The organism is Microbacterium sp. J1-1 (assembly GCF_024498615.1).
In the GTDB taxonomy this organism is placed as follows: domain Bacteria; phylum Actinomycetota; class Actinomycetes; order Actinomycetales; family Microbacteriaceae; genus Microbacterium; species Microbacterium aurugineum.
Window position 1 is genome coordinate 2147285 of sequence record NZ_CP089590.1, and the last position, 26526, is coordinate 2173810.

General features: G+C 66.6%; 24 protein-coding genes and 2 tRNA genes. 4 read left to right on the forward strand and 22 right to left on the reverse strand.

The window, feature by feature from the left end; all coding sequences use genetic code 11:
* Window positions 1-46 precede the first annotated feature (46 nt).
* Both LRQ07_RS10200 and LRQ07_RS10205 read left to right on the forward strand, forming a co-directional pair.
* Window positions 47-964, forward strand: a complete 918-nt coding sequence (locus LRQ07_RS10200) for a LysR family transcriptional regulator (RefSeq protein ID WP_256534512.1) — start codon at window positions 47-49, stop codon at window positions 962-964.
* A gap of 31 nt (window positions 965-995) precedes the next feature.
* Entirely contained in the window at window positions 996-3062 is a 2067-nt protein-coding gene (locus LRQ07_RS10205; protein ID WP_256534513.1) for a M3 family metallopeptidase, read from the forward strand.
* Between the two features lie 52 nt (window positions 3063-3114).
* Here LRQ07_RS10205 and LRQ07_RS10210 read toward each other — a convergent pair whose 3' ends face one another.
* From LRQ07_RS10210 to LRQ07_RS10260, 11 genes are all read right to left on the reverse strand, one after another.
* Complete coding sequence (locus LRQ07_RS10210) at window positions 3115-3528, reverse strand: NUDIX hydrolase (protein ID WP_256534514.1); 414 nt, start codon at window positions 3526-3528, stop codon at window positions 3115-3117.
* Between the two features lie 120 nt (window positions 3529-3648).
* Window positions 3649-4917 (reverse strand): ATP-dependent Clp protease ATP-binding subunit ClpX, encoded by a 1269-nt coding sequence (clpX, locus tag LRQ07_RS10215; protein WP_047524015.1) that lies wholly within the window; start codon window positions 4915-4917, stop codon window positions 3649-3651.
* Between the two features lie 169 nt (window positions 4918-5086).
* Window positions 5087-5938 (reverse strand): aldehyde dehydrogenase family protein, encoded by an 852-nt coding sequence (locus LRQ07_RS10220; RefSeq protein ID WP_256534515.1) that lies wholly within the window; start codon window positions 5936-5938, stop codon window positions 5087-5089.
* Window positions 5935-7377 (reverse strand): aldehyde dehydrogenase family protein, encoded by a 1443-nt coding sequence (locus tag LRQ07_RS10225; RefSeq protein ID WP_232761667.1) that lies wholly within the window; start codon window positions 7375-7377, stop codon window positions 5935-5937. Before LRQ07_RS10225 ends, LRQ07_RS10220 begins: the two co-directional genes overlap by 4 nt.
* A gap of 13 nt (window positions 7378-7390) precedes the next feature.
* Entirely contained in the window at window positions 7391-8392 is a 1002-nt protein-coding gene (gene deoC, locus LRQ07_RS10230; RefSeq protein WP_153244346.1) for a deoxyribose-phosphate aldolase, read from the reverse strand.
* Window positions 8389-9324 carry a sugar-binding transcriptional regulator gene (locus LRQ07_RS10235; protein WP_047524019.1) on the reverse strand — a complete coding sequence of 312 codons (936 nt, stop codon included), beginning with the start codon at window positions 9322-9324 and terminating at the stop codon, window positions 8389-8391. Before LRQ07_RS10235 ends, deoC begins: the two co-directional genes overlap by 4 nt.
* 156 nt (window positions 9325-9480) lie before the next feature.
* Entirely contained in the window at window positions 9481-10122 is a 642-nt protein-coding gene (locus tag LRQ07_RS10240) for an ATP-dependent Clp protease proteolytic subunit (RefSeq protein WP_047524020.1), read from the reverse strand.
* 20 nt (window positions 10123-10142) lie between these two features.
* Entirely contained in the window at window positions 10143-10739 is a 597-nt protein-coding gene (locus LRQ07_RS10245; protein WP_017830295.1) for an ATP-dependent Clp protease proteolytic subunit, read from the reverse strand.
* Between the two features lie 81 nt (window positions 10740-10820).
* Window positions 10821-11318 (reverse strand): tetratricopeptide repeat protein, encoded by a 498-nt coding sequence (locus tag LRQ07_RS10250; RefSeq protein WP_256534516.1) that lies wholly within the window; start codon window positions 11316-11318, stop codon window positions 10821-10823.
* A 68-nt stretch (window positions 11319-11386) separates the two neighbouring features.
* A complete protein-coding gene (gene tig / locus LRQ07_RS10255; protein WP_256534517.1) occupies window positions 11387-12862 on the reverse strand; it encodes a trigger factor in 1476 nt (491 codons plus the stop codon).
* Between the two features lie 62 nt (window positions 12863-12924).
* Window positions 12925-12998, reverse strand: a tRNA-Pro gene (locus LRQ07_RS10260).
* 108 nt (window positions 12999-13106) lie between these two features.
* Between LRQ07_RS10260 and LRQ07_RS10265 the strand changes: the two genes are divergently transcribed.
* Both LRQ07_RS10265 and LRQ07_RS10270 read left to right on the forward strand, forming a co-directional pair.
* A tRNA-Gly gene (locus tag LRQ07_RS10265) sits at window positions 13107-13177 on the forward strand.
* 124 nt (window positions 13178-13301) lie between these two features.
* Window positions 13302-14528, forward strand: coding sequence for a hypothetical protein (locus tag LRQ07_RS10270; RefSeq protein ID WP_256534518.1), 1227 nt, complete (start codon window positions 13302-13304; stop codon window positions 14526-14528).
* Between the two features lie 72 nt (window positions 14529-14600).
* Here LRQ07_RS10270 and LRQ07_RS10275 read toward each other — a convergent pair whose 3' ends face one another.
* The 11 genes from LRQ07_RS10275 to LRQ07_RS10325 all read right to left on the reverse strand — a co-directional run bounded on the left by LRQ07_RS10275 (window position 14601) and on the right by LRQ07_RS10325 (window position 26518).
* Window positions 14601-14954, reverse strand: a complete 354-nt coding sequence (locus tag LRQ07_RS10275; RefSeq protein ID WP_017830291.1) for an RNA polymerase-binding protein RbpA — start codon at window positions 14952-14954, stop codon at window positions 14601-14603.
* Window positions 14954-15202, reverse strand: a complete 249-nt coding sequence (secG, locus tag LRQ07_RS10280; protein ID WP_047524024.1) for a preprotein translocase subunit SecG — start codon at window positions 15200-15202, stop codon at window positions 14954-14956. Before secG ends, LRQ07_RS10275 begins: the two co-directional genes overlap by 1 nt.
* 81 nt (window positions 15203-15283) lie before the next feature.
* Window positions 15284-16075 (reverse strand): triose-phosphate isomerase, encoded by a 792-nt coding sequence (tpiA, locus tag LRQ07_RS10285; RefSeq protein WP_047524025.1) that lies wholly within the window; start codon window positions 16073-16075, stop codon window positions 15284-15286.
* Complete coding sequence (locus LRQ07_RS10290; protein WP_047524026.1) at window positions 16066-17280, reverse strand: phosphoglycerate kinase; 1215 nt, start codon at window positions 17278-17280, stop codon at window positions 16066-16068. The genes tpiA and LRQ07_RS10290 overlap by 10 nt, the downstream gene beginning before the upstream one ends.
* Before the next feature lie 10 nt (window positions 17281-17290).
* Window positions 17291-18301, reverse strand: a complete 1011-nt coding sequence (gene gap, locus LRQ07_RS10295; protein ID WP_047524027.1) for a type I glyceraldehyde-3-phosphate dehydrogenase — start codon at window positions 18299-18301, stop codon at window positions 17291-17293.
* Window positions 18302-18417: 116 nt separating this feature from the next.
* Window positions 18418-19044, reverse strand: a complete 627-nt coding sequence (locus LRQ07_RS10300) for a superoxide dismutase (RefSeq protein WP_017830287.1) — start codon at window positions 19042-19044, stop codon at window positions 18418-18420.
* A 185-nt stretch (window positions 19045-19229) separates the two neighbouring features.
* Entirely contained in the window at window positions 19230-20207 is a 978-nt protein-coding gene (gene whiA / locus LRQ07_RS10305; protein ID WP_017830285.1) for a DNA-binding protein WhiA, read from the reverse strand.
* A gap of 67 nt (window positions 20208-20274) precedes the next feature.
* A complete protein-coding gene (gene rapZ / locus LRQ07_RS10310) occupies window positions 20275-21147 on the reverse strand; it encodes an RNase adapter RapZ (RefSeq protein WP_047524029.1) in 873 nt (290 codons plus the stop codon).
* A 34-nt stretch (window positions 21148-21181) separates the two neighbouring features.
* Window positions 21182-23089 carry an excinuclease ABC subunit UvrC gene (uvrC, locus tag LRQ07_RS10315; protein ID WP_232761662.1) on the reverse strand — a complete coding sequence of 636 codons (1908 nt, stop codon included), beginning with the start codon at window positions 23087-23089 and terminating at the stop codon, window positions 21182-21184.
* Window positions 23089-25977 (reverse strand): excinuclease ABC subunit UvrA, encoded by a 2889-nt coding sequence (gene uvrA / locus LRQ07_RS10320; RefSeq protein WP_047524031.1) that lies wholly within the window; start codon window positions 25975-25977, stop codon window positions 23089-23091. Before uvrA ends, uvrC begins: the two co-directional genes overlap by 1 nt.
* Window positions 25978-26074: 97 nt before the next feature.
* On the reverse strand, window positions 26075-26518 hold the full coding sequence (locus tag LRQ07_RS10325) for a MarR family winged helix-turn-helix transcriptional regulator (protein ID WP_256534519.1): 444 nt from the start codon (window positions 26516-26518) through the stop codon (window positions 26075-26077).
* Window positions 26519-26526 lie beyond the last annotated feature (8 nt).

Sequence of the window (26526 nt, forward strand, 5' to 3'; positions counted from 1 at the left end):
CGCCATCGTCTGCAGTGATCATTTAGCAACTGCTAATGTTTTGCGGATGGAGCTCCATCAGTTGCAGATCCTGCGCGAACTCAGTGCGCTCGGAAGCGTCACGGCCGTGGCCGACGCCCTCCGGGTCACCCCCTCCGCGGTCTCGCAGCAGCTCACGGCACTCCAGAGAGGCTTCCCCACACCCCTCACCAAGAAGCAGGGACGGACCCTCTCCCTCACTCCCGCGGGCGCGGTCCTCGCAGCGGCGGCGACCGAGGCGATCGATGCCATGGCCGCAGCCCGGCATGCCGTGGAGGAGTTCGAGGACTCCCCGACCGGGGTCGTCAGCGTCAGCGGATTCCACAGCGTGGGGCAAGCCCTGTTCGGACCGTTGTTACGCGAGTTCACGGGCGACGCGTCCGCACCGAGCGTGCAGGTGACCGACGAGGACGTCGCACAGAGCGAGTTCCCCGCATTGACAGCGCGCTACGATCTCGTCCTGGCGCATCGCATGGAGCATTCGGCACCCTGGCCGACAGCGGGGATGCGAAGCCTGACGCTCGTACGCGAGCCCCTCGACGTCGCCCTGTCGAAGTCGCACCCGCTCTCCACCCGGTCGAGCCTCATGCCGGCCGACGTCGCTGGGGAACGGTGGGTCACCAGCCGCATCGGCTACTCCCCCGACGACGTGCTCCGCGCCGTGTCTGCCGTCGCCAACCGGCCCGTCGAGATCCATCACCGCATCAACGACTACGGTGCCGTCTCCGCTGTCGTCGCCGCCGGCGGGGTGCTCGGGATGCTGCCGCGATACACATCGCGCAGCGTCGACGACCGGGACATCGTGCGCATCCCGCTCGAAGGGGTGAGCACCCATCGGATGATCGACGTGCTCGCACGTCCGGAGAACCTGCGTCGACGCTCGGTCCGCACGGTCGTGGAAGCACTGCGGCGGGTGATGACGCGCCTGAGCGAAGACGGTTCCTGAGCCTGCGCAGGTCGGTGGATAGGCTCGGAGGATGACCGACGCCACGAACCCGTTGCTGCAGCCGTCGCCCCTCCCGTACGGCCTCCCCGACTACCCGGCGATCCGGCCCGAGCACTACCTCCCCGCGTTCCAGGCGGGGTTCGACGAGCAGCTCCGCGAGATCCAGCGCATCACGATGGTCCGGTCGATGCCGACGTTCGAGAACACCGTCGAGGCTCTGGAGCGCTCCGGCGAGTTGCTCGACCGCGTCGCACACGTCTTCTACACCGTGAGCTCAGCAGATGCGACGCCGGAGATCCAGGAGATCGACGAGCAGCTCGCGCCGCTCATGGCCGCACACCAGGACGCGATCACGCTCGACGGCGCCCTGTACTGGCGGATACGGCAGGTGTACGAGCAGCGCGATGCTCTGGACATCGACGCCGAGCAGCGGTATCTGGTGGAACGTCATCACCGGGAGATGACGCACGCGGGCGCGGGCCTGGATGACGAGGCCAAGACGCGGCTGACCGCGCTGAACCAGCGGCTGTCCACTTTGACCAACACCTTCGAGCGCAACCTGCTCAACGACACGAACGACCTCGCCGTCGTCTTCGACTCCGCGGCCGAGCTGGAGGGTCTGAGCAGCGGTGAGCTCTCGGCGGCCACACGTGCGGCGGCCGACCGGGGGCTGGAGGGGAAGTTCCTCATCACGCTTCCGCTTTTCACCGGGCACCCGGCGCTGGCCCAGCTGCGCGTGCGGGAGTCTCGTCGTCGCATCATGACGGCATCGCTCGCACGCGCTTCGCGAGGGAACGCGAACGACAACCGTGCCGTGCTGACCGAGATCGTGCGGCTGCGCGCGGAGCGAGCGGTTCTGCTGGGGTACGAGTCGCATGCCGCCTACGTCACCGCCGACGAGACGGCCGGTACTCCGGACGCTGTCGAGCAGATGCTGCGTCGCCTCGCCGGCCCCGCAGCGCGGAATGCGCGCGAAGAGCGGGCGGCGCTCCAGGCGATCGTCGACGAGACCGAGCCTGCGCCGTTCGCCGTCGAAGCCCACGACTGGGCGTTCTACACCGAGCGGGTCCGCACTGCGCGCTACGACATCGACTCCAGTGCCCTGCGCCCCTGGTTCGAAGCGGAGCGTGTCCTGCAGGACGGTGTCTTCTACGCGGCGACGCGGCTGTACGGCGTCACCTTCGCCGAGCGTGAGGATCTCGTCGCCTACCACCCGGGTGCGCGGGTCTTCGAGGTGCGCAACGCCGACGGCTCACCTGTCGGCCTCTACGTGCTCGACCTCTACACGCGTGACTCGAAGCGCGGCGGCGCCTGGATGAACGCGATCGTGAGTCAGTCGCGACTGCGCGGCACAGCTCCCGTCGTGGTCAACAACCTGAACGTGCCGCTGCCGGGTGACGGGGAGCCGACCCTGTTGACGCTCGACGAAGTGACGACGCTGTTCCACGAGTTCGGGCATGCCCTGCACGGACTCTTCGCGCGCGTGTCGTACCCGCACTTCGCGGGGACGAACGTGTTCCGCGACTTCGTCGAGTTCCCGAGCCAGGTAAACGAGATGTGGATCCTGTGGCCGGAGGTCCTCGACAACTACGCGCGTCATCATGAGACCGGCGCCCCTCTGGATCCCGCGATCGTGGAGCGTCTGCGCGCCACCGAGACGTTCGACCAGGGGCACGCGACGAGCGAGTACCTGGCGGCGGCCTGGCTCGACCAAGCCTGGCACCGGCTGGGCACCGACGCGAAGGTCATCGACGTCGCCGCGTTCGAGGCTGCCGCGTTGGCCGACATCGGCCTCGATGACCCCGCGGTGCCGACGCGCTACTCCTCCACCTACTTCGCCCACGTGTTCTCCGGCGGATACAGCGCGGGCTACTACTCGTACATCTGGAGCGAGGTGCTCGACGCCGATACCGTCGAGTGGTTCCGCGACAACGGCGGTCTCACTCGTGGCAACGGCGATCGGTTCCGCGATCGGCTGCTCGGTGTCGGGGGCTCGAAAGATCCTCTCGCCGCCTACCGTGACTTCCGTGGACGCGACGCCGAGATCGAACCGCTCCTGAAACGGCGGGGACTCAGCGACGGAATCGTGGGAGGCTGACCGCTTTCCCCGCTTCCCATAAGCTGCGAAACCCGCGGGAGCAGCGTCGTCGTCACCGTCGGAGCCAGTCCATCGCCTTGTACCAGGTGAGCTGGTGGTAGCTCTGGGAGAGGTAGTCGCTGAGTCCCTCGAGTGACAGCACGTGTACAGCGATCGCCTCGCTGTCGTCGAGTGTCTGTTCCCCGATGCGCATGCAGCGTCGCGCGAGGAAGTGATGCACACGGTTGGTGTGGTTGCCGAAGTTAGCCCAGGTCGCACCCAGCTCGATGAGCTCTTCGGAGACGAAACCGGTCTCTTCGAGCAGCTCACGCGCGGCTGCATCGCGGGGCGATTCCCCAGGATCGACTCCCCCACCGATCGTGCCCATCGCGACGATCCCCGCGCCATGCCGATACTCCTCGACGAGAATCGCATCGTCGTTCTCGTCGAGAGCCAGTACCGAGATCCAGTCGCCGTATTCCAGCACGTAGAAAGGCGCTATCCGTCGACCGCTCACGTCTTCGCAGGTATCAGCCCGCACGTGAATCCATCGGTCCTCGACGATGGTCTCGATCCGACGGCGTCGTCCAGGGCACCGGGCGTCCGGTCACGCGCTCTTGCGCTTGCGCTCCATCACGATGGTCGGCGGCGCGCCCTCTTCGACGGCCGCCCGAGTCACGATGACCTTGGCGACGTCTTCCGCCGACGGGATCTCGAACATGATGGGTCCGAGGACATCCTCGAGGATCGCGCGGAGACCACGCGCGCCGGTCTTGCGCTCCACGGCGAGGTCGGCGATCGATCGCAGTGCATCCTCTTCGAACTCGAGCTGCACACCGTCGATCTCGAACATGCGCTGGTACTGCTTCACCAGCGCATTGCGAGGCCCCGTGAGGATGTCGATCAGGGCGTCCTGGTCGAGGGGCGAGACGTTCGTGACGACGGGGAGACGCCCGATGAACTCGGGGATCAGGCCGAACTTGTGCAGGTCTTCCGGGAGCACCTCGCTGAACAGATCGAGGTCTTTGCCCTTGTCGTGCAGCGGGGCACCGAAACCGATGCCGTGCTTGCCGACTCGTGCCGACACGATGTCTTCCAGGCCGGCGAAGGCTCCCGCGACGATGAACAGGACGTTCGACGTGTCGATCTGCAGGAACTCCTGATGCGGATGCTTGCGTCCACCCTGCGGGGGCACCGAGGCGACCGTGCCCTCGATGATCTTGAGCAGTGCCTGCTGCACACCCTCGCCCGAGACATCACGCGTGATCGACGGGTTCTCCGCCTTGCGGGCGATCTTGTCGACCTCGTCGATGTAGATGATGCCCTGTTCGGCGCGCTTGACGTCGTAGTCGGCGGCCTGGATGAGCTTGAGCAGGATGTTCTCGACGTCTTCACCGACATAGCCGGCCTCGGTCAGCGCCGTGGCATCCGCGACGGCGAAGGGAACGTTGAGGCGCTTGGCGAGCGTCTGCGCGAGATAGGTCTTCCCGCAGCCTGTCGGGCCGATGAGGAGGATGTTGCTCTTCGCGATCTCGACCTCTTCGGCGCGCTGCTCCGCCGTCTGAAGTGTGCCGTGCGCGCGGACGCGCTTGTAGTGGTTGTAGACCGCGACCGAGAGAGCGCGCTTCGCGGGCTCCTGGCCGACGACGTACTCCTCCAGGAAGGAGAAGATCTCACGAGGCTTGGGCAACTCGAATTCCGCTGCCCCATCGGCGGACGACTCCGCCATCCGCTCCTCGATGATCTCGTTGCACAACTCGACGCACTCGTCGCAGATGTACACGCCGGGGCCGGCGATGAGCTGCTGGACCTGCTTCTGACTCTTTCCGCAGAAAGAGCATTTGAACAGGTCAGCGCTTTCACCGATGCGTGCCATGCGCGTCCTCCTATGGGGGGATCAGAGATCGTCCTTCGAGCCTAACCGCTGCATGTGACACAGGGCCGCATTGGCGCGGACACGTCGGATGCCGGACGACGCTGCGGCGTCTCGGCCGGTGCGCACCGGTCGAGACGCCGCAGCATTCGGAGAGATCCGCGGATGCGGATCAGACCATGCTCTTGGTGTGCCAGACAGTCTTCACCTCGGTGAAGGCACCGATCCGCTCCGGGGAGGCGATCACTTCACCCGGTGTGAGCACGCGCTTGAGCGTGTCGGCGGCCGCGATCTGCATGTCGACCCAGTCGAGGTCACCCGCGCCGGCCAGATCGAGGGCGTTCACGTCCTGATGCGAGGCGAGCCACGGGGCGATCTCGGCCGGCGAACCGGTGAGCACGTTGACGACGCCGCCGGGGACGTCGCTCGTGGCCAGAACCTCCGCGAGGCTGATGGCCGACAGCGGGTGCTGCTCACTCGCGACGACCACGACGGTGTTGCCCGCGACCAGAGCAGGCGCGACGACCGAGACGAACCCGAGCAACGACGAGTCCTGCGGGGCGACGATGGCCACCACACCGGTCGGCTCCGGTACGGAGATGTTGAAGTACGGACCGGACACCGGGTTCGCATTGCCCGCCACCTGGGCGTACTTGTCGCACCATCCGGCGTACCAGACCCACAGATCGATCGCCTCGTCGACCTGAGCGGCAGCAGCGGACGACGAAGCCCCCTCCTGCGCCACGATCTCGTCGATGAACTGCGCCCTGCGGCCTTCGAGCACCTCGGCGACACGGTACAGCACCTGCCCGCGGTTGTAGGCGGTCGTACCCGACCAGCCCTTCACCGCGGCACGCGCGGCGACCACGGCATCGCGGGCGTCCTTGCGTGAGCCCTTGGCGGCGTTCGCGAGGAACGCACCCTTGGGCGAGAGCACCTCATAGGTGCGTCCGGACTCACTGCGCGGGAAGGCGCCGCCGATCGCCAGCTTGTACGTCTTCGGAACGGTCAGACGCTTGCTCATGCTGCGGCTCCCTTGAGGTAGGCGGTGAGTCCCTGACGTCCGCCCTCGCGGCCGTACCCGGATTCCTTGTAACCGCCGAACGGGCTCGACGGGTCGAATCGGTTGAACGTGTTGGCCCAGATCACACCGGCGCGCAGTCGGTCGGCCACCGCGAGGATGCGCGATCCCTTGTCCGACCAGATGCCGGCGGAGAGGCCGTACGGTGTGTTGTTCGCCTTCGCGATCGCCTCTGCCGGGGTGCGGAAGGTCAGCACCGACAGCACAGGGCCGAAGACCTCATCGCGGGCGATGCGGTGCGACGCCTCGACCCCGGTGAAGATCGTCGGAGCGAACCAGAACCCCTGTTCGGGGATGGCGCAGTCAGCGGTCCATCGCTCCGCACCCTCCGCCTCACCGATGTCGCTGAGCTCGCGGATCCGCGCGAGCTGCGCGGCGGAGTTGATCGCACCGATGTCGGTGTTCTTGTCGAGGGGATCCCCCAGCCGCAGCGTCGACAGGCGAGTCTTGAGTCGGTCGACGACCTCGTCGTGGATCGACTCCTGGACCAGCAGACGGCTTCCGGCACAGCACACATGGCCCTGATTGAAGAAGATGCCGTTCACGATGCCCTCGACGGCCTGGTCGATCGGCGCGTCGTCGAACACGATGTTCGCCGCCTTGCCGCCGAGCTCCAGGGTGACCTTCTTGGCGGTTCCTGCCACGGCCCGGGCGATGTCACGACCGACCCCCGTGGAACCGGTGAAGGCGACCTTATCCACGTCGGGGTGTCGCACCAGCGTCGATCCGGTCGCGCCGGCTCCGGTCACGATGTTCACGACACCGGCCGGAAGGTCGGCCTGCTGCAGGATCTCCGCGAAGAGGAGCGCCGTCAGCGGGGTGGTCTCGGCGGGCTTGAGCACGACGGTGTTCCCGGCCGCGAGAGCGGGCGCGATCTTCCACGCGAGCATCAGCAGGGGGAAGTTCCACGGGATGATCTGTCCGGCGACGCCGAGCGCGCGCGGGTTCGCCCCGAGTCCGGCGTGATCGAGCTTGTCCGCCCACCCTGCGTAGTAGAAGAACCAGGAGGCGACGAGGGGCACGTCGACGTCGCGGCTCTCCTTGATCGGCTTTCCGTTGTCGAGGCTCTCGGCGACCGCGAGTTCACGGGCGCGCTCCTGCACGAGGCGAGCGATACGGAAGAGGTACTTCCCGCGGTCGCGTCCGCTCATCTTCGACCACGTCTTGTCATAGGCGCGGCGCGCAGCGGCGACCGCACGGTCGACGTCCTCATCGCTGGCGGAGGCGATCTCGGCGATGTGCTTCTCGCTCGCCGGCGAGATCGTCGAGAAGGAGGAACCGGAGCCGTCGACGAACTCGCCGTCGATGAACAGACCGTAGCTGTCCTTGAGGTTCAGGATCGCGGTGGACTCCGGTGCCGGAGCGTATTCCAGAAATGACATGTTCGTCTTCCCGTCAGTCGATCGTGACATAGTCGGGGCCCGAGTAGTGGCCGGAAGTGAGCTTCTGACGTTGCAGGAGAACGTCGTTGAGGAGGCTGGAGGCCCCGAAACGGAAGAGGTGCGGCTGCAGCCACTCCTCGCCCACCGTCTCGGCGACGGTGACCAGGTACTTCACCGCGTCCTTCGAGGAGCGGATGCCACCGGCGGGCTTCACACCGATCTTCTCCCCGGTCCCGCGATACCAATCGCGGACGGTCTCGAGCATGAGCAGCGTCGTTGGGAGCGTCGCGGCAGGCTGGACCTTGCCGGTCGAGGTCTTGATGAAGTCGCCGCCCGCAAGGATGCCGAGCCAGGACGCGCGCTTGATGTTGTCGTACGTGTTCAGCTCACCGGTCTCGAGGATCACCTTGAGAGAGGCGTACGAGCCGTCCTCGCGCCGGCAGGCTTCCTTGACCTGGGCGATCTGGTCGAACACGAGCCCGTAGCGGCCGGAGAGGAACGCCCCGCGGTCGATGACCATGTCGATCTCGTCAGCTCCGGCGGCGACCGCCTCAGCGGTGTCGGCGAGCTTGATCGCGAGCGACGAGCGCCCACTCGGGAATGCCGTGGCCACCGCCGCGACCGAGATCAGACCGTCGTCGGGGTCGCCGTGCAGACCGCCGAGCGCGCTCACCGCGTCGCCGACCATGTCGCCGTAGACGCAGACCGCCGCAACGCGAGGTGTCGACGGATCGGCGGCATCGGGGGTCTTGGCCTTCGCGACGAGCGAGCGCACCTTGCCGGGGGTGTCCGCTCCCTCCAGCGTCGTGAGGTCGATCAGCTTGATGATGGTGTCGAGCGCCCAGGCTTTCGACGTGGTCTTGATCGAACGCGTGCCGAGTCCGGCTGCGCGCTGTTCCAGACCGACGGCGTCCACTCCCGGAAGTCCGTGCAGGAAGCGCCGGAGAGTGGCGTCGTCCGGCTCGGCGCCGAGAACATCCACCGCCGTCCTGCGGCTGAGTTCTTTGGTCGTCACTGTTCCTCCAACAATGCTCGTGCTGTGGTCTCATCGGTCACCAGAACGCCGCACAGGCCACTGGTCACGACTGTACGTGCGATGTCGTGCTTGGCGGGACCCGCCGTCACGAAGATCGCATGGGTGGCTCCGCGAAGACGGTCGAGCGAGACGCCGACCGTCCGGGCGTCGAGTTGCGAGTCGACGATGTTGCCCTCCGCGTCGACATAGCGGCCGAGAACGTCGCCGACCGCGCCTCGGCGTGCGAGTTCCTCCACGTCCTCCGCACGGAGGTATCCGTTCTCGACATGGGCGGACGAGGCGTCGCAGGGGCCTGCGGTGAAGAGGAACGCCTGCGCCTCCGCAGCCTCTTCGAGCACGGCCGCGACCGTGCGGTCCGACTCGATGGCCTGCTTGGTCTCGACTCGCTCGAGGATGGCGGGACTGGGGAGCAGCGATACCTGACCCGAGGCCCTCTGGGCGATCGTGACGGCCAGCCCCGCGGCGCCACCCGAACGGCGGTTCAGGCTCACTCCCCCATTGAGCTGCACCACGGTGACGCCGTTGGCCCACCCGTCGGGAAGAGCCTCCGCGACGGCGCGCAGGGTGCGACCCCAGCTCACGCCGAGGGTGCGGGGAACCGGTCGCAGAGCGGTGAGGAAGTCGGCCGCGGCTTGCGCGACGCGCTCCAGCGTCCCGTCGTCACCCTCCGGCGAAGGAACGACGACGGCGTCCGTCAGTCCGAACCTCTCGACGAGGAGCCGTTCGAGGCCGAGGCGCCGGGCCCGAGGATGCACGATCTCGATACGCACGATTCCGCGTTCCCTCGCCTGAGTGAGCAGACGACCGACCTTCCAGCGGGAGATCTTGAGAAGTCCGCCGATCTCGTCCTGGGTCTTGTCCTCGTCGTAGTACAGCTCGGCGACGCGGACCATGAGCAGATCTTCTTCCACGGCATCCTCCTTCCTCCTCCAGGGTAGGCCCAATACTGCGTACGCGCACCTGTGTGCTCATATGCGCAGATCGAGTGAAGGAGGTTGCACATCCGCCGGAGACGACGAAAGGACGCCCGTCAGATCCGACGGGCGTCCTTTCGATGTCTGAGACGCTCAGACGCGCTTGCGCGTGGTGAGCACCTGGTCGACGATGCCGTACTCGAGTGCCTGCGTGGCGGAGAGGATGTTGTCGCGATCGATGTCGCGGTTCACCTGCTCCGGGGTGCGGTTCGTGTGCCCGGCCAGGGTCTCCTCGAGCCAGGTCCGCATGCGGAGGATCTCCGCGGCCTGGATCTCGATGTCGGAAGCCTGTCCGTGACCGGCTTCGCCCATCGCGGGCTGGTGGATGAGCACGCGAGCGTTCGGAAGCGCGAGTCGCTTGCCCGGCGCACCGGCCGCGAGCAGCACGGCGGCCGCCGAGGCCGCCTGCCCGAGGACCACGGTCTGGATCTGCGGCGCGACGTACTGCATCGTGTCGTAGATCGCCGTCATCGCGGTGAACGAGCCACCGGGCGAGTTGATGTACATCGTGATGTCGCGCTCGGAGTCCTGGCTCTCCAGGACGAGGAGCTGAGCCATCACATCGTCGGCAGACGCATCGTCGACCTGCACGCCGAGGAAGATCACGCGGTCTTCGAACAGCTTGTTGTACGGGTCCTGACGCTTGAAGCCGTAGGCGGTGCGCTCCTCGAACTGCGGGAGCACGTAGCGGCTGGAGGGCAGGTCACCGGATGAGCGGAAGGTGGGTGTGTACATGAGCGTCCTTTCGCTTTCCGTTACTCGGTGTCCTGGTCGGTTCCGCCGCCGCCGATGACGTCGGAGGCCGATTCGCGGATGTGGTCGACGAAGCCGTATTCCAGCGCTTCCTCGGCGGTGAACCAGCGGTCGCGGTCACCATCGGCGTTGATCTGCTCGACCGACTTGCCGGTCTGGGCCGCGGTGATCTCCGCGAGACGATTCTTCATCGACATGATGAGCTGCGCCTGGGTCTGGATGTCACTCGACGTCCCGCCGAAGCCACCGTGCGGCTGGTGAAGCAGCACACGCGCGTTCGGGGTGATGTAGCGCTTGCCCTTGGTGCCCGCGGTGAGGAGCAGCTGCCCCATCGATGCGGCCATACCGATTCCAACCGTGACGATGTCGTTCGGCACGAACTGCATCGTGTCGTAGATCGCCATGCCGGCGGTGATCGAGCCTCCGGGCGAGTTCACGTAGAGGTAGATGTCTCGCTCGGAGTCCTCTGCGGCGAGAAGAAGGATCTTCGCGCAGATCTCGTTCGCGTTCTCGTCTCGCACCTCCGAGCCGAGCCAGATGATGCGGTCCTTCAGCAACCTGTCGAAGACGCTCGTTGCGAGGAGGGGTTCTGCAGCCATGTCAGCTCCTGATTCCGTGTTTCAGTGATTCGAATCTACCGGCGCAGGCGCGGCACCCAGGCCGTGTTCGCCGTCGGCATATCAGGTGTCGGCGTCAGCGATCTCGAGGGCGTATGCCGTCATCGACCGGTGGTAACGCGGAAGGTGGGGCACCAGGGCGAGCAACGCCACGGAGAGGCCCTGTGCCGGCCGACCCACGCTCGCGAGGATGAGCGCGTGCACCGTGGCGACGGCATCGCGGTACGGACCGTCGGCCGACCGTTCCTCCTCCGCGCGGATGACGGCGAGGGCGTCGTCGTACTCACCGAGGTTCCGCAGCGAACTCGCCAACTGGATCACGCACTGCGGACGGTGCTCCTCGTCGAGCCCCAAAGTGAGAGCCCGTCGATACAGCGCGACCGCTTCGGCCGGCAACCCCGCGGAGTCGCGGGCACCGGCCCGTTCGAACTCCGCACGGGCGTCATCGGGTCCGCGCTCCGCGGCCAGTGCGTCGATGCGCGCGATCGTGTCGGCTCCGACCTCCTCGCCGGAGGCCTGCGCCCACACCTCATCCACGCGCTCGTCCCAGCTCTTCGTCATGGTTGTCCCCTCGATAGGAAAAGAGGGCGGATGCCGCAGCATCCGCCCTCTTCACTGGATCGTGTCGATCACTCGGCCTTGTCGGCAGCCTTCTTGGCCGGAGCCTTCTTGGCAGCCGGCTTCTTGGCGGCCGGCTTCTCGGCCTCGTCAGCCTCGTCGGCCTTCTTGGCCGGAGCCTTCTTGGCGGCCGGCTTCTTGGCCGGCGCCTTCTTGGCGGGCTTCTCCTCGGCCTCGGCGGTCTCACCCTCAGCCTCAGCGGCCTCGTCATCGGTCACGATGAAGTCGGACAGGTCGACGGCCTTGCCGTTGCTGTCGACGACCTTCACCTTGCCGAGCGCGATCGCGAGGGCCTTGTTGCGGGCGACCTCGCCGACGAGCGCGGGGAGCTGGTTCGAGGACTGCAGAGCCTCGACGAACTCCTGCGGCGCCATGCCGTACTGCGCAGCCGACTGGATGAGGTACTGGCTGAGCTCCTCCTGCGAGACCTGCACGTCGGCCTGCTCGGCGATCGTGTCGAGCAGCACCTGCGTGCGGAACTGCTTCTCGCTCGCCTCGGTGACCTCGGCACGGTGCACGTCGTCCTCGAGACGGCCTTCGCCCTCGAGGTGGTTGTGGACCTCGTCTTCGATGAGCTGCGGCGGAACCGGGATCTCGATCTGCTCGAGAAGCACCTCGACGAGCTTGTCGCGCGCCGCGGAGCCCTGCGTGAAGACGCCCTGCTGAGCGACACGCTCGGCGAGGCTCTCGCGGAGTTCCGCGATCGTGTCGAACTCACTCGCGATCTGAGCGAAGTCGTCGTCCGCCTCGGGCAGCTCGCGCTCCTTGACGGCCTTGACCGTCACGGAGACCTCGGCCTCGGAGCCGGCGTGGTCGCCACCGACGAGAGCCGAGCGGAACGTGGTGTCCTCCCCCGCGGTGAGGGACTCGATCGCGTCGTCGATGCCCTCGAGCAGCTCGCCGGAGCCGATCTCGTAGGAGACGCCCTCGGCGCGGTCGATCTCGGCGCCGTCGATGGTGGCGACGAGGTCGAGGTCCACGAAGTCACCCTTCGTGGCCGGACGGTCGACCGGGACGAGCGTACCGAAGCGGGCACGCATGTTGTCGAGCTCAGCGTCGAGCGCAGCGTCATCCGCCTCGACGGCGTCGACGGTCACCGTGATGCCGTCGTAGGAGGGGAGCTCGATCTCCGGCCGGACGTCCACCTCGATGTCGACGAGCAGATCGCCCGAGAAGTCCTTCTCGCTCGGCCACTGGGTGATGTCCGCCGAGGGACGACCGACGACACGCAGCTTGTGCTCGACCGTGGCGTCGCGGAAGAACTTGTCCAGGCCCTCGTTCACCGCGTGCTCGATGACGGCGCCGCGGCCGATGCGCTGATCGATGATGGGCGCCGGAACCTTGCCCTTGCGGAAGCCGGGGATCTGCACGTCCTGAGCGATGTGCTCATAGGCGTGCGCGATGCTGGGCTTGAGGTCGTCCGGGGTGACCGTGATGGTGAGCTTGACCCGGGTCGGGGTCAGCTTCTCGACGGTGCTGTTCGCCATGCTGGTGTGTTCTCCTTGTGATTTCCGCGCGGTATCGCGGCTGTAAGGTCCGTGGGGCCGTGTCGGGGCGACAGGAGTTGAACCTGCGACCTCCCGCTCCCAAAGCGGGCGCTCTACCAAGCTGAGCTACGCCCCGGGGAATCCGCACGCAGATTCAGCCCCACCGAGTCTAACGGACCGGAGCATGCGCCAGAGTCCGGTATAGTCGTTGAGTCGGTACCGAGACTTCCGGAGTCTCGGATCCGGGGCTGTAGCTTAGTGGTAAAGCCTTAGTCTTCCAAACTAATGATGCGGGTTCGATTCCCGTCAGCCCCTCCGCTCCAGAAGGCCCCCACCCCCGCGGTGGGGGCCTTCTCGTCTCTCCGCCCGGCAGTCGAATACTCTGACAGCATCGATGCAGGCAGCCACCGGCCGGAAGGCCCCACCGAATGGGCACGATGTGACAATCCCGACCCCGCCACCTCTCGACACGCCGACGCCTTCTTCCGGCGAGCATCGACTACCCGTCGCGTTCTGGTCCACCCCGCCTCCCCTCTCCCCTCCCGCACAGCGGAAGAACCGCCGTGGGCTGATCCTGGGACTGGTCGGCGGCGTCGCTGTGATCGCCGCTCTCTCGATCACGCAGGTGGCTGCGAACCTCGGCTACGACAACGCCGCATCGCGGTACGCCGAGGCCGCGGAGACGGCGTCCACGGCGAAGACGGAGGTCGGCAGCGACATCACCGAACTGCGCGATGTCACCGATGCGGCGGAGCAGATCCTCTCCGTCGAGAAGCCGGCTGTCGCCGTGGATGCGGAGCTGGGGGCCGCGCTGACCATTGCGACCGAGGACGCGGAGATCGTCGCCGTCTCCGCCGAGGAGATCGTGGCGACCGAGGTTCCCTCATCCGGCGAGAAGCCGGTGTGGTTCTGGGAGCTCTTCGGATCGACGACGCTTCTGGAGCAGCACCTGGCATCGACAAGCCGCCTCTCCGACGATCTGCGCACGGTGACGACCGAGATCGCCACCGTCGGTGACGGTGTCTCCCGGAGCGGGGTGGCCCTTCTCGCGACAGCGGGCGAGGCCGCCGCCGGCTTCGAGAAGGCGCATCTCTCCGCGAGGAACGATGCCGTGATCGCGTTGCGGAACGCCGCTGCAGACGCCGCCGCGACGACCACCCTGGACGCCGCTGCGGCGACGACGTACCTGTCCCTGCAGGGGGCCGCGTCCGAGGTCGTCGCCACCGAGGCCCAAGAACTGGCGGAGAAGGCGGGGCCCCTGCAGAACGCGAGACTGGAGATCGAGGCCTTCGCGCGGTCACTCGCCCCCGGAGTCCTGCTGGAGTTCGACTGGGCTCCCGTGGTGAACGGCGCTGGGTACAACGGCAGCATGGGCGGCTACACGACGTGGTGGTGGGACGACCCGGATCGCGCGATCATCGAGTTGTCGAACTCGGTCGCCGAACAGTGGCCCGCCGAGCGGAGCAAAGCACTCGTCGCACACGAGGTGGGCCACGCGATCAGCGTGAAGTGCGAGGACATGTACGACGCCTCCACGCAGGACAGCATCGAGAAGTGGGCGACCGCCTGGGCGATCAGCATGGGATACACCGATGACGCCAACGGAGTCTGGGCATACGGCTACCCGCCGCAGGAGTACATCGACGCCGCTGCCGGGTGCCGCTGAGTCTCGCACCCGGGCAAGACGAGAGAAGCCGCCGCGAGTGATCGCGGCGGCTTCTTCGATGTCAGGTCGAGGTCACTGACCCCGACGCTCACGCAGCTGCGTGAGCGCGTCGTCGAGCAGCTGGACCGCTTCCTCGTCTGTACGACGCTCCTTCACGTACGCGAGGTGCGTCTTATAGGGCTCCGCCTTCGCGAGCGCAGGCGGATTCTCCTTGTCGCGTCCGGCAGGCAGACCGGACTGCGGGTGGTCGATCGTCTCCGGGATCTCCTCTTCCGGGAGACCGGCTGCGAAGTAGCGCACGGTCTCGTTGCCGAGCCCGTCCCAGTACGAGACCGCGATGCGGTCGGCGTGATAACCGTGGTCCTGCTCCCCCATCGGGCCGGAGCCCACGCGGGTGCCGCGGATCGCGTTTCCACCGGTAGCCATCAGATGACCTCGAATTTCGTGATGAGGCCCAGCGCGACGATGGAGATGAACCACGTCAGAGCCAGGACGACGGTGAAGCGGTTCAGGTTCCGCTCCGCAAGGCCGGAGGAGCCGACGGCAGACGTCATGCCGCCACCGAACATGTCGGACAAGCCACCGCCGCGACCTTTGTGCAAGAGGATGAGGAGGGTCAGCAGGACGCTGGTGATACCCAGCACGACCTGCAGGACGAACTCAAGAATTGCCACGAGAAAGAGCCTTTCGATGGGGCCGGAGCGCCCCCGTAACGGTCAAGTATACGGTGCAGCGGGGCCGCAGCCCCGCTGCACTCACACGCCGACGTGCTTCTCGAAGCGGATGATCGCCGCGAACTCGTCCACGACGAGGCTCGCCCCGCCGACGAGAGCGCCGTCCACATCGGGCTCACGCATGAAGCTGGCGATGTTCGCCGCCTTCACGGATCCGCCGTAGAGGATCCGCGTGCGCGCGGCGGCCTCGTCGCCCAGAACCTTCGCGATGACCCCACGCAGTGCGGCACAGACATCCTGCGCCTGCTGCGGAGTCGCCGCCTGACCGGAGCCGATGGCCCACACCGGCTCGTACGCCACGACGATGTCCGCCTGCGCGGAGACGCCCTGGAGTGCGGCCTCGAGCTGACCGGCGGGAACCGCGCTCGCACCGAACTTCTCGAGGTCCTCTGCCGTCTCACCGACGCAGATCACCGGAACGAGGCCATGCTTGAGGGAAGCCTGCACCTTGGCCGCCACGACGTCGTCGCCTTCGGAGTGGTACTCGCGACGCTCGGAGTGGCCGATGATGACGTACTTCGCGTCGAGCTTCGCCAGGAATGCGCCCGACACCTCGCCGGTGTACGCACCGGAGTCGTGCGCCGAGACATCCTGCGCGCCGAGAGCGAAGGGGATCTTGTCCGCATCGATGAGCGTCTGCACGCTGCGGATGTCCGTGAAGGGCGGGAAGACCGCCACCTCGACGGACCCGTCTTCGTGCTTCGCATCCTTCAACGTCCAGTGCAGCTTCTGCACGAACGCGACCGCCTGAAGGTGGTCGAGATTCATCTTCCAGTTTCCCGCGATCAGCGGGGTACGGGAGTTCACGCCCATCCGAGGACCTCCAGCCCAGGTAGTTTCTTGCCCTCGAGGAATTCGAGGCTCGCGCCGCCGCCGGTCGAGATATGACCGAACTGTTCATCGGAGAAGCCCAACTGACGCACCGCGGCAGCGGAGTCGCCCCCGCCGACGACGCTGAGACCGTCGACCTCGGTGAGCGCCTGCGCGACGGCCTTGGTCCCCGCTGCGAAGGCGGGGAACTCGAACACGCCCATCGGGCCGTTCCAGAACACCGTCTTCGAGCCGCGGATCACCTCGGCGAATCGCGCCGCCGTCTCGGGACCGATGTCCAGGCCGATGCCCGATGCGCCGAACGGCGTGGATTCGATCGCGTCGGCCGCAGCGACCTCGTGTGCGGCGTCCGCGCCGAAGGACGCGGCGACGACGACGTCGGTGGGGAGCACGAGCTCCACACCGCGCTCGGCGGCCTCGGCGATGTAGCCACGAACGGTGTCGAGCTGATCCTCTTCCAGGAGGCTCGATGCCACGGCGTGGCCCTGTGCCTTGAGGAAGGTGAACAGCATCCCGCCGCCGACGAGGATCTTGTCGACCCGCGGAAGCAGATGCGAGATGACGCCGAGCTTGTCGCTGACCTTCGAGCCTCCGAGCACGACCGCGTAGGGACGCTCCGGATTCTCGGTCAGACGGTCCAGCACATCGAGCTCGGCTGCGATCAGCAGACCGGCAGCGGAAGGCAGCAACTCGGCGAGTTCGTAGACGCTCGCCTGCTTGCGGTGCACCACCCCGAACCCGTCGGAGACGAGCACGTCGCCGAGCTTCGCGAGCTCTGCCGCGAAGGCCGCACGCGTCGCCTCATCCTTCGAGGTCTCCCCCGGGTTGAACCGCAGGTTCTCGATGACGACGACTCCACCGTCCTCGAGCGACTCGACGGCATCCGTCGCCGACTCGCCGACCGTGTCGCGTGCGAACGCGACCGGGGAGCCGAGGAGTTCGGAGAGGCGTTGCGCCACCGGCTCCAGGCTGTACTGCGGGTCGGGCGCGCCGTCCGGGCGTCCGAGGTGGGAGCACACGATCACGCGGGCGCCCGCGTTGATCAGTGTGTTGAGGGTCGGCAGCGAGGCGCGGACACGGCCATCGTCCGTGATGATCCCATCCCGCAGGGGGACGTTGAGATCACAACGGACGATGACACGCTTGCCCTCGAGCGACCCCAGAGTGTCCAGGGTGCGCAGAGTCATGTTTCTGAGTTTAGAGGCGCTCGGCCACGTACTCGGTCAGGTCGACCAGACGGTTGGAGTAACCCCACTCGTTGTCGTACCAGCTGGACACCTTGATCAGGTTTCCGCTGACGTTGGTGAGGGTGGAGTCGAAGATCGACGAGTGCGGGTTGTGCACGATGTCGCTCGAGACGATCGGGTCCTCGTTGTACTGGAGGAAGCCCGCGAGGCGACCCTCGGCCGCAGCCTTCTTGTAGGCCTCGTTGACCTCGTCGACCGTCAGGTTCTCGCGGTCGGTGATGAGGGTGAGGTCGACGATCGAGCCGGTGGGAACCGGGACGCGGTAGGACGAGCCGCTGAGCTTGCCCTGGAGTTCCGGGAGCACCTCGCCGATCGCCTTGGCAGCGCCGGTCGACGCGGGCGTGATGTTGATCGCGGCGGCGCGTGCACGACGGAGGTCGCTGTGCGGGCCGTCCTGCAGGTTCTGGTCTGCGGTGTACGCGTGCGCGGTCATCATGAAGCCGCGGTCGATGCCGAACGCGTCGTTGAAGACCTGTGCCAGCGGCGCGAGGCAGTTCGTGGTGCACGACGCGTTGGAGATGATGTGGTCCGTCTCCGGGTTGTACGTGTCCTCGTTCACGCCCATCACGAACGTGCCGTCGACACCGGTACCCGGAGCCGAGATGAGGACCTTCTTCGCGCCGGCCTCGATGTGCTTCTTGGCGAGTTCGGCCTTGGTGAAGAAGCCGGTCGACTCGATGACGATGTCGACGCCCAGCTCACCCCACGGAAGACCGGCGGGGTCGCGCTCGGCGAAGGCCTTGATGGTCTTGCCGTTGACGGTGATGCTGTCGTCGTCGTAGCTGATCTCGGCGTCGAGGACGCCGCCGACCGAGTCGTACTTCAGCAGGTGCGCCAGGGTCTTGTTGTCGGTGAGGTCGTTGACGGCGACGATCTCAAGGTCTGCTCCCTGCGCGAGAGCCGCGCGGAAGTAGTTGCGTCCGATGCGGCCGAAGCCGTTGATACCGATCTTGACAGACACTCAGGTCTCCCTGTTTCTCGTGCGCAGCACGCCACTTTCCAGCATGCGTGATGCGCGGGGGTTTTTTGGCTGAGAGAGCGTCCCGACGAGCCGAGGCCCGCCGGGACGCAACCCGATTACGACAGTACCAGCAGGCCGTTCGTCTGCTTACGGGCGACCTCGAGACGCTGGGCGACGTTCTCCCAGTTCGCGATGTTCCACGCCGCCTTGACGTAGTCCGCCTTGACGTTGAGGTAGTCGAGGTAGAACGCGTGCTCCCACATGTCGAGCTGGAACAGCGGAATCGTGCCCTGCGCGGTGTTCGACTGCTGGTCGAACAGCTGCTGGATGATCAGACGCGAGCCGATCGAATCCCAGCTGAGCACGGCCCATCCGGAGCCCTGGATGCCGGTGGCGGCAGCCGTGAAGTGCGCCTGGAACTTCTCGAACGAGCCGAAGTACTCGTCGATGGCGGCCTTCAGCTCACCCTCGGGCTGTCCCCCGCCGTTCGGCGACAGGTTCGTCCAGAAGATCGAGTGGTTCACGTGACCACCGAGGTTGAACGCGAGGTCCTTCTCGAGCTTGTTGACGTTCGCGAGGTTGCCGCTCTCACGGGCCTCGGCGAGCTGGTCGAGAGCAGTGTTCGCGCCGGCGACGTAGGCCGCGTGGTGCTTGTCGTGGTGCAGCTCCATGATCTTGCCGCTGATGTGCGGCTCGAGCGCTGCGAAGTCGTAGGGAAGGTCGGGGAGCGTGTAAGTCGCCATATCGCTTTCATCCAATCCGCGCCGCGCCGCGGCGCTTGCCGATCCTCCGCGCCGCCGATGTGCGGCGTAGAGCGGACATGATTCATCCTACTGACGACAACGCGGATGCGCCCTCGAACCTTCCGCCACATGACGAAGACCCGCGCCCTCATCATGGGCGGCGGGTCTTCGTCGAAGGACAGGGATCAGACGTCGAGTCCGACGGGGACGGCGGCTTCCGTCCCGGGGATGCCCTCCTGCTGCGCGCGCTTGTCTGCCATCGCGAGCAGACGACGGATGCGGCCGGCGACGGCATCCTTCGTCAGGGGTGGATCGGCGTGGTGACCGAGCTCGTCGAGGCTGGCGTCGCGGTGCGCGAGACGAAGCTCACCGGCGACCTTCAGGTGATCGGGCACCTCGTCGGCCAGGATCTCCAACGCCCGCTCGACACGCGCGCACGCGGCCACGGCAGCCTGAGCCGACCGGCGCAGGTTGGCGTCGTCGAAGTTCACCAGGCGGTTGACACCGGCGCGGACCTCGCGTCGCTGACGGAGCTCTTCCCACGCGATGGCGGTCTTCTGCGCGCCCATCTCGTTGAGGATCGTGCGAATCGCCTCGCCCTCACGCACCACGACCCGAGGCATGCCCCGCACTTCGCGCGCCTTGGCGGCGACACCGAGACGGTGGGCAGCGCCGACGAGTGCCATCGCCGCTTCCGACGAGGGGCAGACGACCTCGAGCATCGCGGATCGACCGGGCTCGCTCAGGGACCCCGCCGCCAGGAACGCGCCGCGCCAGAGACCGGCGACCTCGGCACGAGAGCCGGTGGTGAGGCGGTTCGGAAGCCCGCGCACGGGGCGACGGCGCTGGTCGAGGAGACCGGTCTGGCGCGCGAGGGTCTCGCCCTGGGCGATCACACGGACGGCCCACCGCGCTCCGTCGTTCGCGGTGCTCGACTGCACTTGCGCGATCTCGGGGCGCACTCCGTAGATCTCGGCGAGGTCTCGTGCGACGCGACGTGCGAGCGTCTCAGCGTCCACCTCGGCTTCCACGGCCACGCGACCGGCGATCGAATGCAGACCACCGGCGAACCGGAGGATCGCGGTGACTTCCGCAACCCGCACCGTCGGGGGTGCGTTGCGGATGCTGACCAGCTCGGCCTTGACGTCGGTGGTTAGTGCCACGACACTCCTTCACGTTCACGCGTCGGATCGCGACGCAAACGTCCAGCTTACTCGGCCGGGAGGCTCGCTACTCTCGGCCGAGGTCCCGGTGACGGACGCTCACGGCGACACCCGGGACGGCGGCGAGCCTGCGCGCAAGCTCTTCCGACATCGCGACCGAGCGGTGCTTCCCCCCGGTGCAGCCGATGGCGATCGTCGAGTGACTCTTGTTCTCGCGCTGGTATCCCTCCAGCACCGGCACCAGCGCCGACGAGTAGGCATCCAGGAACTCCGTCGCACCCTCGCGGGAGAGGACGTACTCCCTGACCCGTTCGTCCTGGCCGGTGAGACCGCGCAGCTCCTCATTCCAGAACGGATTCGGCAGGAACCGCATGTCGGCGACGATATCGACGTCGGTCGGCAGCCCGTACTTGAAACCGAAGCTCAGCAGGGTGACGCGGTGACGGGCTTCCCCCTCTTCCGAGAAGATGTCCGAGACCTGGGTCGCCAGCTGATGGATGTTCAGCGTGGACGTGTCGATCACCATGTCGGCGCCCTCGCGGATCGGGGCCAGCCGGGTCCGTTCGACACGGATGCCATCGAGCAGGGTACCTTCGCCCTGCAGCGGGTGCGGGCGTCGGACGGACTCGAACCGTCTCACCAGCACATCGTCGGAGGCGTCGAGGAACAGGACCCGCACGGAGCCGCGCGAGCGCAGGGCACGCGCCACGCCGGGGAAGTCGTCGAAGAGATTGCGGCCTCGCACATCGACGACGGCAGCGACCTTCGGCAAAGCGGTGCCGCCCATGTCGGTCAGGTCGAGCAGAGGGCGCAGGATCTGCGGCGGGAGGTTGTCGACCACGTACCAGCCGAGATCTTCCAAAGCGTTCGCCACGGTGGTCCGACCCGCGCCAGACATCCCTGTGACGATGAGGAACTCGCCCTTTTCCTCGTCAGCCATTACTCAGTGCTCCCTCTCCCCCTCGGACTCCAGCCTAGCGAGTGGACAGGTGCGTGTGGATGTTCTGGGCGAGCACGGGGCCGATTCCCTGGACTTCTTCGATCTCCGCTGGTGCGGCCGCACGGAGCGCGGTCACCGAGCCGAAATGCTTGAGCAGCACTTTGATCCGTGAACTGCCGAGTCCCGGCACTTCTGCGAGCACCGAACTGATGTCGTTGCGCCGTTTCTTGCGCTGATGCGTGATCGCGAATCGGTGTGCCTCGTCACGCAGTCGTTGCAACAGATAGAGGGCCTCGCTCGTGCGAGGCAGGATGACGGGGAAATCATCTCCGGGCAGCCAGACCTCTTCGAGGCGCTTCGCGATTCCACAGACCGCGATCTCCGTGTGCCCCGCGTCGCGGAGTGCTCGTGCTGCGGCCTCCACCTGGGGCTGCCCGCCATCGACCAGCAGAAGCTGGGGTGGGTAGGCGAAGCGGGGCTTGCGACGCACCGTCGCTGCGCCGACGTCCTCGGACACGACCTCTTCGGTCGTCGGGTCGACCACCTCGGACTCCTCTTCGGGACGGTCGAGATAGGCCAACCGCCGACGGAGCACCTGGTACATCGAATCGGTGTCGTCCGTGGTCTCGGCGATGTTGAACGACCGGTACTGGTCCTTGCGAGGCAGCCCGTCTTCGAAGACGACCATCGACGCGACGACATTCGTCCCTCCGAGGTGCGAGATGTCGAAGCACTCGATCCGCAGCGGGGCTTCGTCCATGCCGAGCGCTTCCTGCAGGTCGGTGAGGGCCTGGGTGCGGGCGACATAGTCTGTCGTGCGTCGAGTCTTGTGCCGGATCAGCGCCTGTTGCGCGTTCAATGTCGCCGTGCGCATCAGGTCGGCGCGCTGGCCGCGCTGGGCGACGGCGATCTCGACTCTCTTGCCGCGTCGCTCGCGCAACCACGTCTCGAGTTCCGCGGCGTCGTCGGGCAGTGTCGGAACCAGGATGCGACGAGGGACGTCCTGCGCTTCACCGTATGCCTGCTGCAGCACCTGCTCGACGAGCTCGCCACTGGAGATGTCGATCTCCTTCTCGATGGTCAGCGCGCGCACACCTCGCACTCGGCCGCCGCGGATCACGAAGTGCTGCACCGCGGCGGAGAGCTCGTCCTCCGCGATGCCGAACAGATCCGCGTCCTCGTCCGCGGGCAGCACGAGCGCACTCTTCCCCAGCACAGCCTCGATCGCGGAGAGCTTGTCGCGGTACTTCGCCGCGGCCTCGTAGTCCATCGCCGCGGACGCAGCCAGCATCCGCTTCGTGAGTTCCCGGGTGAAGCGCTCGTCACCGCCGGCCATGAACGCGACGAAGTCGTCGACCATCGCGCGATGCTCCTCGATGCTCACCGTCATCGAGCACGGGCCACCGCACTTGCCGATCTGTCCGGGGAAGCAGGGTCTGCCCGTCTGCATGGCGCGCCGGTAGCTGGAGTCGCTGCAGGTGCGGATCGGAAACGCCTTGATCATCAGATCGATCGTCTCGTGCACCGCCCAGACCTTCGGGAACGGACCGAAATACCGCGCTCCAGGAATCTTCCTGTTTCGGGTGACGATCACGCGAGGTGCCTCGTCCGCGAGCGTCACCGCCATGAAGGGATAGGACTTGTCGTCCTTGTAGCGCACGTTGAAGGGTGGATCGAACTCCTTGATCCACATGTACTCGAGCTGCAGGGAGTCGACATCCGTGGAGACGACGGTCCACTCGACGGAGGCCGCCGTGGTGACCATCCGTCGAGTGCGCTCATGCAGCGTCCGCAGGGGCGCGAAGTAGTTCGAGAGCCGTTGACGCAGGTTCTTCGCCTTGCCGACGTAGAGCACGCGCCCGGCGGCATCCCGGAAGCGATACACACCGGGGTCGGTCGGGATCTCCCCCGGGCGCGGCTTGTACGGCAGCACGTCGGCCATCAGCTGGCCTTCCGCGCAGCGCGCCCCTCACCCAGGATCTCGCCGAGGAACAGGCCGGTGTGGCTCTCCTCGACACGCGCGATCTGCTCCGGGGTGCCCGTGGCCACGATCTGACCGCCGCCGGAACCGCCCTCGGGGCCGAGGTCGATCACCCAGTCGGCGGACTTGATGACATCGAGGTTGTGCTCGATGACGATCACGGTGTTGCCCTTGTCGACCAGACCGTTGAGGACCTCGAGGAGCTTGCGAACGTCTTCGAAGTGCAGGCCCGTGGTCGGTTCGTCGAGCACGTAGATGCTGCGTCCGTTGCTCCGGCGCTGCAGCTCGGTGGCGAGTTTGACACGCTGCGCTTCCCCGCCCGAGAGCGTCGTCGCCGACTGCCCCAAACGCACGTAGCCGAGCCCGACGTCGACGAGGGTCTTCATGTAGCGGTGGATGGCCTGGATCGGCTCGAAGAACTCCGCCGCCTCCTCGATCGGCATCTCGAGGACCTCGGCGATGTTCTTGCCCTTGTAGTGCACCGCCAAGGTGTCGCGGTTGTAGCGCTTGCCGTGGCAGACCTCGCAGTCGACGTACACGTCGGGCAGGAAGTTCATCTCGATCTTGATGGTGCCGTCGCCGGAACAGGCCTCACAGCGGCCACCCTTGACGTTGAAGCTGAAGCGGCCGGGGAGATACCCGCGGACCTTCGCCTCGGGCGTCTCACTGAACAGGGTGCGGATGCGGTCGAAGACGCCGGTGTACGTCGCCGGGTTCGATCGCGGGGTGCGGCCGATCGGCGCCTGGTCCACGTGCACGACCTTGTCGAGGTTGTCGAGTCCCGTCACGCGCGTGTGCTTTCCCGGAACCGTGCGGGCACCGTTCAACCGAGAAGCGAGCACCTGGTAGAGGATGTCGTTGACGAGCGACGACTTTCCGGAACCGCTCACGCCGGTGACCGCGGTCAGCACGCCCAACGGGAAGTCGGCCGTGACGTTGCGGAGGTTGTTCGCCCGCGCACCGACGACACTCAGCATCCGCTTCTTGTCGATCTTGCGACGCTTCGTCGGCATCGGGATCTCGCGGCGGCCGGAGAGATACTCCCCCGTCATTGACGCGCTGTCGTTGAGCAGAGCCGAGTAGGGGCCCGAATGCACGACTTCGCCGCCGTTGACGCCGGCACCGGGTCCGATGTCGACGACCCAGTCTGCCGCTTCGATCGTCTCCTCGTCGTGTTCCACAACGATGAGCGTGTTGCCGAGATCGCGCAGCGTGAGCAGGGTCTCGATCAGGCGACGGTTGTCACGCTGGTGGAGTCCGATGGAGGGCTCGTCGAGCACGTAAAGCACGCCGGTGAGGCCGGAACCGATCTGCGTGGCCAACCGGATGCGCTGCGCCTCACCACCCGAGAGCGACCCCGCCGAGCGGCTGAGATTGAGGTACGAGAGCCCGACCTGCAGCAGGAAGTCGAGACGAAGCCGGATCTCACGCAGAACCTGCGCAGCGATCTTCGCCTCGCGGTCGGTGAGGGTCAGCGTCTCCATGAACGCGCGGGCGTCGGCGAGGCTCAGGTGCGAGACCTCTGCGATCGAGTGGCCGTGGACCTGGACGGCGAGCACCTCGGGCTTGAGCCGGTCGCCGTCGCAGACCGGGCACGGCACCTCGCGGAGGTATTCGCCCCACCGGTTGCGCTGGTTATCTGACTCCGCCTGCAGGTACTGCCTCTCGATGTAGGGCACCACGCCCTCGAAACCGGAGGCGTAGCGCATCTCACGCCCGTAACGGTTCTTCCACTTGACGGTGACCTTGTAGTTCTCCCCCCGCAGCACGGCGTCCTGCACATCGGAGTGGAGCTCGCGCCAGGGCGTGTCCAACGAGAAGTCGAGGTCACGCGAGAGCCCTTCGAGAAGGCGCTCGTAGTACTGGAACAGACCCTTGCCCTGGGTGGTCCACGGGATGATGACGCCCTCACGGATCGAGAGGTCTTCGTCGCCGAGCATCAGGTCGACGTCGACGGACATCCGGGTGCCGAGGCCGGAGCACGCGGGGCAGGCACCGAACGGCGCGTTGAAAGAGAACGTGCGGGGCTCGATCTCGGTGAGAGTGAGCGCGTGCCCATTCGGACATGCCAGCTTCTCGGAGAACGTCTGCCACGCGTCGTCGCCCTCGCCGTCGACGTAGTTGATCTGCACCACTCCCCCGGCGAGCCCGAGTGCGGTCTCGACGGAGTCGGTGACGCGACCGAGGATGTCATCGGAAGCGACGAGGCGGTCGACCACCACGGCGATGTCGTGCTTGTAGCTCTTCTTGAGCGTCGGCGGCTCAGCGAGCTGGATCAGTTCCCCGTCGACGATCGCCCGGGAGTACCCCTTGGCACCGAGTTCGCGGAACAGGTCGACGAACTCGCCCTTCTTCTGCGAGACGATCGGGGCGACGACCTGGTACCGGGTGCGCTCGGGCAGCTCCATGAGCTGATCGGCGATCTGCTGCACCGTCTGACGCTGGATCCGCTCACCGCACTCGGGACAGTGCGGGACGCCGATGCGCGCCCAGAGGAGACGCATGTAGTCGTAGATCTCGGTGATGGTGCCGACGGTCGACCGCGGGTTGCGGTTGGTGGACTTCTGGTCGATCGAGACCGCCGGGCTCAGCCCCTCGATGAAGTCGACGTCTGGACGGTCGACCTGACCGAGGAACTGGCGCGCATAGGCGCTCAGCGATTCGACATAGCGACGCTGCCCCTCGGCGAAGATCGTGTCGAACGCGAGACTGGACTTCCCCGACCCGGACAGGCCGGTGAACACGACCAGGGAGTCGCGTGGGATGTCGATGTCGACGTTCTTGAGATTGTGGACGCGGGCACCGCGGACACTGAGTTTTCCTGAGGAAGCAACGGGGACGATGGGCACCCGACAAGTCTACGAGGGGCCACCGACATCGGCTCCGCTGGAGCCTCTCGCGATCTCTTCCGCCTCCGACGCGGGTCGAGGCGAAAGCGCTGACGAGTCAGCCGAGCTCGGGACGCCGCCCTGCGAACGGGCTGAGGCCGTCCCTGAGTGCCGCGATCTCGTCGACGTCCATGCCCACCGCCGCCATGACTCGACGAGGGACGTCGACGGCTTTCTCGCGCAGGGCCGCCCCCGCCGTCGTCAGCGTGATCTCGAGGCGCCTTTCGTCCTCAGTGCTGCGCTGTCTGGCCACAAGCCCCTCAGCTTCGAGCCGCTTGACCAGAGGCGATGCCGTGGCCGGTTCGAGGGCGAGGTCGACCGCGAGCTCATTCAACGTGCGCGGGGCCCTCTCCCAGAGCGCGAGCATCACGAGGTACTGCGGATGCGTGAGACCCAACGGCTCCAGGATCGGTCGGTAGAGGGCGACGACATTGCGCGCCGCGGTCACCAGCGCGAAGCACAGCTGGTTCTCCAACTTGAGCAGGTCATCGGTCGCCGTCACAAGGGAAA

Bases quoted from the DNA above. Each gene is read 5' to 3' on its own strand.
- clpX (WP_047524015.1), bottom strand. From the start codon at position 4,917: ATGGCACGCATCGGTGAAAGCGCTGACCTGTTCAAATGCTCTTTCTGC.
- LRQ07_RS10290 (WP_047524026.1), bottom strand. From the start codon at position 17,280: ATGACTCTGCGCACCCTGGACACTCTGGGGTCGCTCGAGGGCAAGCGT.
- uvrC (WP_232761662.1), bottom strand. From the start codon at position 23,089: ATGGCCGACGTGCTGCCGTACAAGCCGCGCCCGGGGGAGATCCCGACC.
- tig (WP_256534517.1), bottom strand. From the start codon at position 12,862: ATGGCGAACAGCACCGTCGAGAAGCTGACCCCGACCCGGGTCAAGCTC.
- LRQ07_RS10225 (WP_232761667.1), bottom strand. From the start codon at position 7,377: ATGTCATTTCTGGAATACGCTCCGGCACCGGAGTCCACCGCGATCCTG.
- LRQ07_RS10275 (WP_017830291.1), bottom strand. From the start codon at position 14,954: ATGGCTACCGGTGGAAACGCGATCCGCGGCACCCGCGTGGGCTCCGGC.
- rapZ (WP_047524029.1), bottom strand. From the start codon at position 21,147: ATGGCTGACGAGGAAAAGGGCGAGTTCCTCATCGTCACAGGGATGTCT.
- LRQ07_RS10200 (WP_256534512.1), top strand. From the start codon at position 47: ATGGAGCTCCATCAGTTGCAGATCCTGCGCGAACTCAGTGCGCTCGGA.
- LRQ07_RS10220 (WP_256534515.1), bottom strand. From the start codon at position 5,938: ATGAGCAAGCGTCTGACCGTTCCGAAGACGTACAAGCTGGCGATCGGC.
- tpiA (WP_047524025.1), bottom strand. From the start codon at position 16,075: ATGGGCGTGAACTCCCGTACCCCGCTGATCGCGGGAAACTGGAAGATG.
- LRQ07_RS10245 (WP_017830295.1), bottom strand. From the start codon at position 10,739: ATGGCTGCAGAACCCCTCCTCGCAACGAGCGTCTTCGACAGGTTGCTG.
- LRQ07_RS10205 (WP_256534513.1), top strand. From the start codon at position 996: ATGACCGACGCCACGAACCCGTTGCTGCAGCCGTCGCCCCTCCCGTAC.
- LRQ07_RS10250 (WP_256534516.1), bottom strand. From the start codon at position 11,318: ATGACGAAGAGCTGGGACGAGCGCGTGGATGAGGTGTGGGCGCAGGCC.
- LRQ07_RS10300 (WP_017830287.1), bottom strand. From the start codon at position 19,044: ATGGCGACTTACACGCTCCCCGACCTTCCCTACGACTTCGCAGCGCTC.
- LRQ07_RS10240 (WP_047524020.1), bottom strand. From the start codon at position 10,122: ATGTACACACCCACCTTCCGCTCATCCGGTGACCTGCCCTCCAGCCGC.